At 66.0% G+C, this 10,930-nt stretch carries 12 protein-coding genes; 11 read left to right on the top strand and 1 reads right to left on the bottom strand.

Annotation, left to right across the window (positions count from 1 at the left end):
- Positions 1 to 604 precede the first annotated feature (604 nt).
- The 5 genes from AC1MDG_RS16450 to AC1MDG_RS16430 all read left to right on the top strand — a co-directional run bounded on the left by AC1MDG_RS16450 (position 605) and on the right by AC1MDG_RS16430 (position 5,480).
- Positions 605 to 1,096 carry a hypothetical protein gene (locus tag AC1MDG_RS16450; RefSeq protein ID WP_479805215.1) on the top strand — a complete coding sequence of 164 codons (492 nt, stop codon included), beginning with the start codon at positions 605 to 607 and terminating at the stop codon, positions 1,094 to 1,096.
- A 2-nt stretch (positions 1,097 to 1,098) separates the two neighbouring features.
- Entirely contained in the window at positions 1,099 to 1,404 is a 306-nt protein-coding gene (locus AC1MDG_RS16445) for a PqqD family protein (protein WP_479805213.1), read from the top strand.
- Between the two features lie 50 nt (positions 1,405 to 1,454).
- Positions 1,455 to 2,759 carry an ATP-binding protein gene (locus AC1MDG_RS16440; RefSeq protein ID WP_479805212.1) on the top strand — a complete coding sequence of 435 codons (1,305 nt, stop codon included), beginning with the start codon at positions 1,455 to 1,457 and terminating at the stop codon, positions 2,757 to 2,759.
- A gap of 127 nt (positions 2,760 to 2,886) precedes the next feature.
- Positions 2,887 to 4,509, top strand: a complete 1,623-nt coding sequence (locus tag AC1MDG_RS16435) for a tyrosine-protein kinase domain-containing protein (RefSeq protein WP_479805210.1) — start codon at positions 2,887 to 2,889, stop codon at positions 4,507 to 4,509.
- Between the two features lie 23 nt (positions 4,510 to 4,532).
- Positions 4,533 to 5,480, top strand: a complete 948-nt coding sequence (locus AC1MDG_RS16430) for a nucleotidyltransferase family protein (RefSeq protein WP_479805209.1) — start codon at positions 4,533 to 4,535, stop codon at positions 5,478 to 5,480.
- On the opposite strand, the gene AC1MDG_RS16425 is transcribed toward AC1MDG_RS16430, so the two are convergent.
- Positions 5,449 to 5,856 carry a VOC family protein gene (locus AC1MDG_RS16425; RefSeq protein WP_479805207.1) on the bottom strand — a complete coding sequence of 136 codons (408 nt, stop codon included), beginning with the start codon at positions 5,854 to 5,856 and terminating at the stop codon, positions 5,449 to 5,451. The genes AC1MDG_RS16430 and AC1MDG_RS16425 overlap by 32 nt on opposite strands.
- A gap of 181 nt (positions 5,857 to 6,037) precedes the next feature.
- On the opposite strand from AC1MDG_RS16425, the gene paaA reads away from it, so the two are divergent.
- The 6 genes from paaA to AC1MDG_RS16395 are packed head-to-tail and all read left to right on the top strand — an operon-like array spanning position 6,038 to position 10,929.
- Positions 6,038 to 7,069, top strand: a complete 1,032-nt coding sequence (gene paaA, locus AC1MDG_RS16420) for a 1,2-phenylacetyl-CoA epoxidase subunit PaaA (protein ID WP_479805205.1) — start codon at positions 6,038 to 6,040, stop codon at positions 7,067 to 7,069.
- Positions 7,066 to 7,368: a 1,2-phenylacetyl-CoA epoxidase subunit PaaB gene (paaB, locus tag AC1MDG_RS16415; protein ID WP_011693044.1), complete on the top strand. Its 303-nt coding sequence runs from the start codon at positions 7,066 to 7,068 to the stop codon at positions 7,366 to 7,368. Before paaA ends, paaB begins: the two co-directional genes overlap by 4 nt.
- A complete protein-coding gene (gene paaC, locus AC1MDG_RS16410; protein ID WP_479805204.1) occupies positions 7,365 to 8,297 on the top strand; it encodes a 1,2-phenylacetyl-CoA epoxidase subunit PaaC in 933 nt (310 codons plus the stop codon). Before paaB ends, paaC begins: the two co-directional genes overlap by 4 nt.
- A gap of 2 nt (positions 8,298 to 8,299) precedes the next feature.
- Positions 8,300 to 8,863 (top strand): 1,2-phenylacetyl-CoA epoxidase subunit PaaD, encoded by a 564-nt coding sequence (paaD, locus tag AC1MDG_RS16405; protein WP_479805202.1) that lies wholly within the window; start codon positions 8,300 to 8,302, stop codon positions 8,861 to 8,863.
- Between the two features lie 15 nt (positions 8,864 to 8,878).
- A complete protein-coding gene (gene paaE, locus AC1MDG_RS16400; RefSeq protein ID WP_011693041.1) occupies positions 8,879 to 10,105 on the top strand; it encodes a 1,2-phenylacetyl-CoA epoxidase subunit PaaE in 1,227 nt (408 codons plus the stop codon).
- 41 nt (positions 10,106 to 10,146) lie between these two features.
- Positions 10,147 to 10,929: an enoyl-CoA hydratase/isomerase family protein gene (locus AC1MDG_RS16395; RefSeq protein ID WP_479805201.1), complete on the top strand. Its 783-nt coding sequence runs from the start codon at positions 10,147 to 10,149 to the stop codon at positions 10,927 to 10,929.
- Position 10,930: the final 1 nt, after the last annotated feature.

Raw genomic sequence — 10,930 nt, 5'->3', positions numbered from 1 at the left:
GGCCTCCCAACCGGCCAAGTGCTCTGAACCTACCGGAGGGCTTCCGGGCACGGCACGAGTGTCACTCACCCGTCTCTCCGAATTTGATTACTCCAATTTCCCGGGTCGATACCCGTTTGACTACTCGGTCGGGGGCGGTATAGGCAGCACTGTCCGGCAGGGAGCCGCCGCTTGTCCGGGGGCAAAGGTCCGTGAAACGCCGCTACTCGAGGGACGAGGAAGCCGGCTCTAGTACACAATCCCTTGGTGCGATGAGTTGCGGCACTTGGATCGCCGGGTCCCCTCGACAGGGTGGGAGAGACGCCCTGGTCGAATCCGTCGTCGGAACCGTGATGGCACTAAGCGATGGAATTGCTCAACATCTCCATGCACAGCAAACCTTGACCGAATCTTGCAAAACGATTGCGTGAACCTTTCGCGTCGTTGGGGAAAGTGGGTGCAACCGGCGGAAACGCGGTGAAAGCATCTGGCCGGTCCATGAGGGCTGGCCCCAGTCGAAATCCATGTGGGGGCGCAATTGTCTGAGGTTCTGAACGCAGAGGTCACGAGCGGCGAAGAGCGCGGTTTCAGCCGCCGCAGGGTAGTCAGAGGTGTGGCCTGGTCAGTGCCCGTTATCGTCACAGCCATCGCGGCTCCGGCTGCCGCGGCGTCGGGCGGAATTACCGCGGCCTGGGTCGGGGGTGCGCCGACTTTTAACAAGATTGGTGGTGGCGGCACAACATACTCAGGGAGCGGACCCGTCCGGTTGGACATCACCAACTCGGGAACCTCTTTCACGGGTACCTTTACCTTGACGATAGACCTCGCCCCAGTGGGGACCGTCCTTGTGGGAATCGGAGTTGAGTCGGTCGCAAACTTCACTCCGTCTTCAACCAGCACTTTTACTGCTCATGGCTCCAAAAGGACTTTTACGTACACAGGAAACATCGGCGCCAATGCAACATTGCAGTCTGCCCTCAAATTCCACTATGAAACCGTAAACCCGAAGCCGAGCAAGGTGGCTTACGCCTTTGTGATGACCACGACTATTGCAGTGACGGGAAGTCAGATAGCTCCACTGGCGCCGACCACTCCCAACCCCACCATCACCTTCTAGCCATGATCTACCACCACTCCACCGACGTCGCCGAAGTCCGCACCGAGTCAACAAACAGGGTCGCCCTGCTCCACTTGGACGCAACCCAGCCGGTGGTTTTGGACGGCACCGCGGCGGTCATTTGGGAACTGATCGACGGCCGCCGCGACCAGTCGGACGTCATCGCCGAACTGGAAGCCGCATTTGAGGATGCGGCCGGCCAGCTGGCGCAGCAGGTCGAGGCTTTCCTCGCCAGCCTTGAGGCCCAGCGGCTCATTGAAATCGCGGCCAGCGCGGACGCAGCCACCGCCGCCAGCGCGGACCAGTAACCAAGAGGACCAGTAACCAAGCACCAACCGGCAAGACTGATGGGGGAGTCATGAAGGGCCAGGACAAAGAGCGCGGAGCCAATTCGCAGCTCGAGTGGGATTTCCCCAGCGAGTGGCTTGTTGAAAACCTTCGGGGCGGCGGGGCAATCCTGAGCCTCGACGTCCTGGGCACGCAGTTCGGCATCCGCTGGGGCCGCTCGGTCACGCTGGAGCAGCAGCAAAGCATGCGCTCGGCCTGGTCGCGCTGTGCCGGCACCGAGGCGCCGTTGGTCCCGCCGCTCGCGAAGGAACCCACGGAGTCCCTCCCGTTCTCTGCCTCCGTTTCGTATATGTCACTGATGCACGACGGCGGGACGTTCGCCCTGCAGGCAGCCTCCTTTGAGGAACTGGCTGAGAACCTCACCTCCCGCCTTACGGTCGCGGCCATCCTGGAGAACGCCGGCGAGTTCATGATGCTCCACGCCTGCGGAGTCGCGGATCCCGCCACCGGCGCCGTGGTGGCCCTTGTGGCCAAGTCCGGAACAGGCAAAACCACCGCGGCCTCGGTGCTGGCCGGGACGTACGGGTATGTCACGGACGAAACTGTCGCCATCGCACCGGACGGTTCCGTGCTTCCGTACCCCAAGCCGCTGTCCGTGAAGCAGGGGCCGGGCGCACCCAAGCACCAGGTGGGTCCGGATGAACTCGGCCTCCGGCCGGCACCCGCCAAGCCGTTCATCCAGTCCATCGTCCTGCTCGACCGGATTGAGCTGGACCGGATTGAGCTGGACCGGGTCGCCCCGACGTCCAACGTGGACGAAGAACCAACCCTCCGCCAGCTCCCGTTGGCGGACGCACTGCTCGCGCTTATCCCGGACTCGTCCTCGCAGGCCGAGATCGACGAGCCGCTGCAGTCGCTGTGCCGGCTGATCGACCGTGTGGGCGGAGTGTGGCAGGTGACGTACTCCGAGGCCGCGGACTTGCCCCAAGCCCTGGAACCGCTATTCAAAAAGCAGCGCCGCTCCAAGCCCACGTGGGAAGCCCGCCCGGCCGCAGGAACGGCAGCGGCAGGAGCAGCAACAGCCGCAGCAGGAACCGAAGCGGGAGAAATCCCCGAAGGCTGGATCCGCCGGGTGGAACCGAAGGACGCCGTGGCCATCGACGGCGACCTGCTGGTGATGCTGGAGTCGGAGATCGTGCGGCTGAGCGGGATCGGACCGGCCATCTGGGAGGCCACGGCCAGTGCCGTGACGCTGGACCAGTTGGCCGAGGAAGTCGCACAAGTTCACGGCCGGCCGGACGACTACCGGGCCGCCGTCGCCGCAGCCGCCGGCCAGCTCATCGCGAAATCAGTCTTGGAACAGGGCGGCGACTAAAGCAGGGCGGCACTAGCCGCCAACCGCGTGGGGGACCACTCGAAGGTGGGGGGCCGCCCGCAGCAGTAAGCAGTAACCCGGCAACGAAGACCGGGCAGGAAAACACACAAACTTGGAAGGAACCACCATGAGCGTCAACATCGCGCCCGGCGCCGAAGCACCTGCCGGCCTGGACCTGGCCGACTACCTTCGGGTGGTGCGGGTGTACTGGAAGGCAATCGTCGCCTTCACCCTGCTGGCCACGTTAACGGCGTTCGGCTGGACGGTCCTGCAGCCGAAGATCTACTCGTCCGATTCCAGCGGCATCGTGGTCACGCCGGGCTCGGACAACGTCAGCCTTTCCCTCGCCGGGGACAGCCTGGCCAAGGCAAAGGTCAAGAACTACGAGTCCGTGGCCAAGTCCCGCCTCGTGGCCGACCGGGTCATCGCGTCCCTGGAGCTAAAAACAACCGCAGACGCCCTGCTCGGCACCATCAGCGTGAAGGTTCCGCTGGATACGGCCGAGATCCGGGTCACCGCCCAGTCGCCCGATCCGGCAACCGCCCAGCGCGTCGCGGACGCCTGGGTCAACGGCCTCGCCGCGCAGGTGGAGGCAATCGAAACAGCCACACCCGGCGCAGCCGGATTGAACGCAGACGGAACAACGCCAACGCCCGACGCCGGCACCGCGCCGGACGCTGCCACCGCACCAGCGGCGACGGCCTCCGCGGTCAGGATCCTCCCGCTGGGCAAGGCGGTCCTTCCCAGCAGCCCGGTGTCCCCGAACGTCAAGCTCACCCTGGCGCTCGGTGCGCTGATCGGCCTGGCCCTCGGCGTGGCCTATGCGCTGGTCCGCCGGCACCTGGACCGGCGCATCCGCAACGCCTCCGAAATCGAACGGCTCTTCGACGTCCCGGTGATCGGCACCCTCCCCGTGGACCACCGCCTGGACGAAAAGAGCACCATCCTGGAAGCCGGCGCCTTTGCGCAGCTCCACGAAGCGGATGAAGGCGGGGCGATGGCCGAGGCCCTCCGGGAACTGCGCACCAACCTCAGCTTCCTGGACGTGGACCAGCCGCCGCGGATCATCGTGGTCACCAGCTCCATGCAGGCCGAAGGCAAGTCCACCGTAACGGCCAACCTGGCGGTCACCATGGCGGCCGCCGGCGAGAATGTCGTAGTGGTCGACGGCGACCTCCGCCGCCCCACGCTGGTGGACGTTTTCAACCTGGTTCCGGGAGTCGGGGTCACCGATGTGCTCACCGGCACCGCCGAACTGGAGGACGTCCTCCAGCCCTGGGGTGCCCTGCCCAACCTTTCCGTCCTGGGCTCCGGACGGGTTCCGCCGAACCCCAGCGAGCTGCTGGGTTCCCGCGCCATGAAGAACATGCTCAATACGCTGGCCCAGAACGCAATCGTGCTGATCGACGCCCCGCCGCTGCTGCCGGTCACGGACGCCGCAGTGCTCTCCCGCGTGGCTGACGGCGCCATCGTGGTGATCCGGACGGGCAGGACCACCCAGGAGCAGTTGGGCCAGTCCCTCGGCAACCTGGACAAGGTGAAGGGCCGCATCCTGGGTGCCGTCCTGAACTATGTGCCCACCAAGGGCACTGACGCCTACTCCTACTACGGGACGTACACGTCCGCGCCTGAAACGCAGGACGTGCCGGACTTTGCGCACCACGACGCCACGGCGCACGAACCCCAGTGGGACACCGAAGCCGAAGTGGTCCTGGAACCCGCATCAGCCGGCCGCCGGGCACGGGGCTAGGCCTGGCCGTGCGGAACCAAGCCATGCAGGACCCAGCCAATCAGAACCCCGCGACGCAGAACGCGGCCGATGAAGCGCAGCTGAGCATTCCCGAGGCCGTGCTCCTGGGCCATGCCCTGGTGCAGCGGGTGGCGGACAGCCTGGGAATCCGGGCCTTCTTCATCAAGGGTCCGGCCGGCGTGGTCCAGGGGCTGCGCCTGCCCAAGATGTCTGTGGACGTTGATGTCTTTGTGTCCCCGGCGGACCTGGAAGCGTTACTGACAGGGATGCGCGAGCGGGGCTGGCGGGGCCGGCCGGTGGACCCGGACAGCAGGACCTTTCCAAAGCACTCCATCACCATCGACCATCCGTCCTGGCCCTGCTGCATCGACGTCCACTTCCGTTTTCCCGGCATGGAACTGGACCCCGCTGACTGCTTCGAGGTGATGTGGGCGCACACAGAGGCCCTTGAACTTGCAGGGCAGGAGGTGCGGGTCCCGTCAAAGGCGCTGGGAATCCTCATTCTTGCCCTGCATGCTCTTCGCTCTCCCCATCTGCCGACGAGTCAGCGGGAACTAGAGTTCCTCCGAGACCTCACGGAGCGGGAGTCGCACGCCACCACCATCTTGGAGATCTCCACGGCCACGGACTCTCTGGCAGCCATGCGTCCATTTCTCGAGGGCCTGCTTCAAGAGCCGACGGCGGTTGCCTGGCCGGAGGCGTCCACGGAGTGGCGGAACCGCCTGCTGTCCAAGGAGCCGGGCAGCGCCCGGATCATCGCCATTGCCCAGGCCCCGTTGCGGGACAAACCAAAGATGCTGTTCCGCGCGGTGTTCCCGGCTCCGGAAGTCTTCCTGAGCGGGAATCTCTATGCGGACCTGTCGTTCCGCGGCCGGCTCCGGTTACAAAAGGCCAGATGGGGGAAGTTTGTACGTTCAGTTCCCCGAATCGTGAAAGACCTCAGCCAGCTCCGCCGGGTTCGTAGCCGATGAGCCAGTGAAGTCCGTGCCGGTCGATCACTTGGCCATCGGATGCACCCCACGGCTTGGGGGCGAGGGGGTCCACCACCTGGCCGCCGACGGCGAGCTTATCGAACCACTCGTGGAGGGTTTCGGGTTCGGCGGTCCCGAGCAATGAGAGCATGAGGCCTTCGAACCGGACCGTCTTCCCGCCGGCTGGCGCGTCCGATCCGGCCAGGGCGACAGTGCCGCTGAGGACTCCGTGGGCGATGTGATCCGGCGGCCCGTTGCTGCTGCCGAAGTCCTCCTTGCTGTACAGCGATAGCTCTCCACCGAAGACGTCACGGTAAAAGGTGAGTGCTTCGCGCGCCGTGCCGGGGAAACTGACATAGATCTGCGGTGCCGTCATGCCCACAGCCTACACACGCGGATTTTGTAACCGGCGCCGCCGCTGGCGCGCCGGCAGAAGGGCTGCGTCACGCCGCGAAGCTACCCCACCAAACACCGGAGGTGCTTGACGCATCTCACGGCTTCCGCATATCCTGAACGAACGGTCGGTAATTATTTATCGGATATGCATAGGAGCAACCATGGCAGCGCAGACCCTGCAGTCAGTGCCCGGAGAGCCCACAGCGGCACGGCACGAACAGAGCCTCGAAGATGTGGCCCGGCGTGACGCTGAAGGCCAGGCATACTTCGACAAAGTCATGGCGGATGACTCGCGCATCGAACCCCGCGACTGGATGCCCCCGGCATACCGCAAAACACTGCTGCGCCAGATCTCGCAGCACGCGCACTCGGAGATCATCGGCATGCAGCCGGAAGCCAACTGGATCTCCCGCGCCCCCAGCCTCAAGCGCAAGGCCATCCTGATGGCCAAGGTCCAGGACGAGGCCGGCCACGGCCTGTACCTGTACTCCGCCGCCGAAACCCTCGGCCAGCCGCGCGACCAGATGAACCAGGACCTGATGGACGGCAAGGCCAAGTACTCCTCCATCTTCAACTACCCCGCCCGCACCTGGGCGGACATGGGTGCCATCGGCTGGATGGTGGACGGCGCCGCTATCGCCAACCAGGTGCCGCTCTGCCGCGCCTCCTTCGGCCCCTACGGCCGAGCCATGGTCCGCGTCTGCAAGGAAGAGTCCTTCCATCAGCGCCAGGGCTTCGAGATCCTCCTGGAACTCTCCCACGGCACGCCCGAGCAGAAGCAGATGGCCCAGGATGCCGTGAACCGCTGGTATGCCCCGGCCCTGATGATGTTCGGCCCGCCGGATGACGATTCGCCCAACTCCAAGCAGTCCATGGCCTGGAACATCAAGCGCTTCAGCAACGACGAACTCCGCAACCGCTTTGTCGGCATGATGATGGAGCAGGTCAAGGTCCTGGAGCTCACCCTCCCGGACAAGGACATCCGCTTCAACGAAGAAACCAAGAAGTGGGAGCACGGCCCGCTGGACTGGGACGAGTTCCATGAAGTCCTGAAGGGCCGCGGCCCCTGCAACGCACAGCGCCTGGAACGGCGCCGCGAAGCACACAACAACGGCACCTGGGTCCGCGAAGCCGCCGCCGCCTACGCGGAAAAGCAGAGCCGGAAGCAAGCAGAAAAGGAATCCGCAGCATGAGCCCCGAAACCCCCGCCGGCAACGTCTGGCCCATCTGGGAAGTCTTTGTCCGCTCCAGCCGCGGCCTGTCCCACGTGCACGCCGGTTCCTTGCACGCGCCGGACGCAGCGATGGCGCTGCGCAACGCCCGTGACCTGTACACCCGCCGCAACGAGGGCGTGTCCATCTGGGTTGTCCCCGCGGAGGCCATCGCCTCCAGCGATCCGGACGCCAAGGGCGCCTTCTTCGAATCGCCCCAGGGCAAGGACTACCGTCACGCGACGTACTACACCAAGAGCGAGGGCGTGAAGCACCTGTGAGCACCTCACCCGAAACCACCACCGAAGAAACAACGCACGACGGCGGCCACGGGGACATCTCCGTGGGCGTCGCCACCGCCGGCACCAGCGGAGACGCCACCGCCAGCGCCACCCGCATCACGCCGGGCAACGCCCTCCGCCCGGAGGATATCGCGCTCGCCGTCAGCCGCGGCACTGCCAAGCCCACCGAGGACGTGGCCGAGTTCGCGCTGCGCCTGGGCGACGACGCCTTGATCCTGGCGCAGCGCCTGGGCCACTGGATCTCCCGCGCCCCCGAGCTGGAAGAGGACATCGCCCTGGGCAACATCGCCCTGGACCAGCTGGGCCACGCACGGTCGTTCCTCAGCTACGCCGGCGGCCTCAACGGCAAGAGCGAGGACGATCTTGCCTACTTCCGCTCCGAGGACGAATTCCGCTCCATCGAGCTCTTCGAGCAGCCCAACGGGGACTTCGCCGTCACCATTGCCCGGCAGTTCGTGGTGAGCTACTACCAGTTCGAGCTCTACAGCCGGCTGACCAAGTCCACGGACCCCACCCTGGCCGGCATCGCCGCCAAGGCCGTCAAGGAAGTGGATTACCACCGGGACCACAGCGCCCAGTGGGTGCTGCGCCTGGCCCTAGGCACGGACGAATCCCGCCGCAGGATGATCCACGGCTTCAAGGTCATCTGGCCCTACGTGGACGAACTGTTCCGCGACGACGAACTCACCGCCCGCCTCGCAGCGGCGGGTGCCGCCGTCGAACCTTCCAGCCTGCGCGCGGACTTTGACCGGCTCACCGGTGAGGTCCTGGCCGAGGCGGAGCTCGAGTTTCCGCAGGTTCCGGCCGCCCTCGGCGGCGGACGCCAGGGCAGGCACTCCGAACACCTGGGCTACATGCTGGCCGAGATGCAGGTGCTGGCCCGCCAGCACCCCGGAGCGAGCTGGTAGCCATGCCGGACATGTACGTCAGCCACCCCACCGCGGACAGCGACACCGCGCGCACCGTGAAAACTCCGGAGCAGAAGGCCTGGGACCTCGCCGCCACGGTGTGCGATCCCGAGATCCCCGTGCTCACCATCGCGGATTTGGGCATCCTGCGGGATGTGAAGTTGTTCGACGACGGCGGCATGGTGCCCGCCGTACAGGTCACCATCACGCCCACGTACTCGGGCTGCCCGGCCATGGACGCCATCCGCGATGACCTCAGCGCGGCGTTCGCCAAGGCGGGCTACCCCAACGTGCACGTGGAGCTGGTGCTCAGCCCCGCGTGGACCACGGACTGGATGACCGAGTCCGGTAAGGCCAAGCTCAAGGGATACGGCATCGCGCCGCCCACCGGCCGCTCGGACGCGGCCCGCCACGCAGGCCCGATCCGCCTGCAAATGGCTGTGAAGTGTCCCCAATGCTCCAGCCTGAACACCAAGGAACTCACCCGCTTCGGTTCCACTTCCTGCAAGGCGCTGTACGTCTGCCAGGACTGCAAGGAACCGTTCGACTACTTCAAAGTTTTGTAAGGAACAGGTGCTCCCATGACTGTTGTCCGCCAGACTGCCGCCGAACAGGCCACGGCCACCGGCCGCCGTCGTGCGTCCTTCCACACGCTGACGGTGGCGGAAGTCCGCCGGCTCACGGACGATGCCATCGAGGTGACGTTCGGGGTCCCGGCGGAGCTTGCCGGCCAGTACGACTACCTGCCCGGGCAGTACGTGGCCCTGCGCACCACCATGCCGGATGAGAACGGCCAGCCGCACGAGGTGCGCCGCAGCTACTCCATCTGCGCCGAGCCGCGCAGCTTCGCGGACGGCAGCAGCGAGATCCGCGTGGCCATCAAGAAGGACCTGGGCGGGCTGTTCTCCACGTGGGCCAATGCCGAGCTGAAGCCCGGCGACCAGCTGGACGTGATGAGCCCCATGGGCGCGTTCGTGTCCAAGCACGGCCGCGACGGCAAGGCCGTGGAGCAGAACGTCATGAACTCCATGAACCACCCGGAGGATTTGGTGGGGGAGCCCGGTTCCTTCGTGGCCATCGCCGCCGGTTCCGGCATCACCCCGGTGATCGCGATTGCCCGCACGCTGCTGGCGGCGAACCCGGAGACCCGCTTCGACCTGATCTACGCCAACAAGGCAGCCATGGACGTGATGTTCCTGGAGGAGCTGGCGGACCTGAAGGACAAGTACCCGAGCCGCCTGGCCCTGCACCACGTGCTGTCCCGCGAGCAGCGCATCGCGCCGCTGCTGAGCGGACGGATCGACGCCGAGAAGCTCCAGGCGCTGCTGGGCACCGCCATCCACGCGGACGACGTGGACGAGTGGTTCCTGTGCGGGCCGTTCGAGCTGGTGCAGCTATGCAGGGACACCCTCGCGGCCCGCGGCGTGCAGCCCGAGCATGTGCGCTTTGAGCTGTTTACCTCCGGCAAGCCGGACCGCCCGGAAGGCAACATCGGCCGGCCGGTGATCGCGGACGAGTCCAAGGACACCTACAAGATCACGTTCAAGCTGGACGGCCTCGAGGGCAAGGTGGAGAGTCCCACCCATGCCCGCGAATCCCTCCTCAACGCCGCACTGCGGGTGCGCCCGGACGTGCCGTTCGCGTGCGCCGGGGGAGTGTGCGGCACCTGCCGCGCCAAAGTGGTCACGGGTGCCGTCACCATGGACGAAAACTACGCCCTGGAGCAGGATGAACTGGACAAGGGCTACGTGCTCACCTGCCAGTCGCACCCCACCACCCCGGAAGTCACCGTCGACTTCGACGTCTAAGCCTTTTCAACCCGGCTGTCACGGCCACGAACAGGAGCCCCATGATCTCCCTCTCCATCGCCGACGGCGTCGCCGAGGTTGTGCTGAACGCGCCGCACAAGCTGAACTCACTGGACGAGCAGGCGCTGAAGGATTTAACACAGGCGTACGACGACGCCGCTGACGCTGCCACGCGCGGTGAGGTGCGGGCGCTGCTGCTCAGGGGAGAGGGACGCGCCTTCTGCGCGGGCCGGGACATCGCCGGCGTGACGCCGGAAACGGACGACGTGCAGGGGTACCTGGGCGGCCTGCTGCAGCCGCTGCTGAAGAAGATGACCGCATTCCCGGCTCCAACGTTCGCGGCGGCGCAGGGCGCCTGCCTGGGCGTGGGGCTGGGCCTGCTGCTGGCCACGGACGTGGTGTATGTCGCGGAGGACGCCAAATTCGGCTCGCCGTTCGCCAAGCTGGGCGCCACACTGGATTCCGGGGGCCACTGGTACTTCACGGAGCGGCTGGGCATGCACCGGACGCTGGACCTGATCTACACGGCCGAGCTGATGACCGGGGCTGAAGCCGTAGCGCAGGGCATGTTCAGCCGGGCGATGCCCAAGGACGAGCTGCTGGAAAACACGCGCGGCATCGTGGCGAAGGTTGCCACGGGTGCCACGGGTGCTTTCAACGCCAGCAAGGACTTGGTGGCCCACATCCGCGACCAGCGCCTTGGCCTCTGGGAGGCCATGGAGGAGGAGAACGCGGAGCAGGCCCGGCTGTGCAAGTCCGAGGACTATTCGGAGGGCTTCAAGGCGTTCCAGGAGAAGCGGACACCGGAGTTCAAGGGCCGCTGAT

The sequence above is a fragment of the Arthrobacter sp. AIWTK1 genome, assembly GCF_056680535.1.
Note: the sequence above shows the minus strand (reverse complement) of the source record. Positions and strands in the feature narration are given on the sequence as shown.

Excerpts from the sequence above, each read along its gene's own strand:
- AC1MDG_RS16445 (WP_479805213.1), top strand. The coding sequence starts at position 1,099 with ATGATCTACCACCACTCCACCGACGTCGCCGAAGTCCGCACCGAGTCA.
- AC1MDG_RS16440 (WP_479805212.1), top strand. The coding sequence starts at position 1,455 with ATGAAGGGCCAGGACAAAGAGCGCGGAGCCAATTCGCAGCTCGAGTGG.
- AC1MDG_RS16435 (WP_479805210.1), top strand. The coding sequence starts at position 2,887 with ATGAGCGTCAACATCGCGCCCGGCGCCGAAGCACCTGCCGGCCTGGAC.
- AC1MDG_RS16430 (WP_479805209.1), top strand. The coding sequence starts at position 4,533 with ATGCAGGACCCAGCCAATCAGAACCCCGCGACGCAGAACGCGGCCGAT.
- AC1MDG_RS16425 (WP_479805207.1), bottom strand. The coding sequence starts at position 5,856 with ATGACGGCACCGCAGATCTATGTCAGTTTCCCCGGCACGGCGCGCGAA.
- paaA (WP_479805205.1), top strand. The coding sequence starts at position 6,038 with ATGGCAGCGCAGACCCTGCAGTCAGTGCCCGGAGAGCCCACAGCGGCA.
- paaB (WP_011693044.1), top strand. The coding sequence starts at position 7,066 with ATGAGCCCCGAAACCCCCGCCGGCAACGTCTGGCCCATCTGGGAAGTC.
- paaD (WP_479805202.1), top strand. The coding sequence starts at position 8,300 with ATGCCGGACATGTACGTCAGCCACCCCACCGCGGACAGCGACACCGCG.
- paaE (WP_011693041.1), top strand. The coding sequence starts at position 8,879 with ATGACTGTTGTCCGCCAGACTGCCGCCGAACAGGCCACGGCCACCGGC.
- AC1MDG_RS16395 (WP_479805201.1), top strand. The coding sequence starts at position 10,147 with ATGATCTCCCTCTCCATCGCCGACGGCGTCGCCGAGGTTGTGCTGAAC.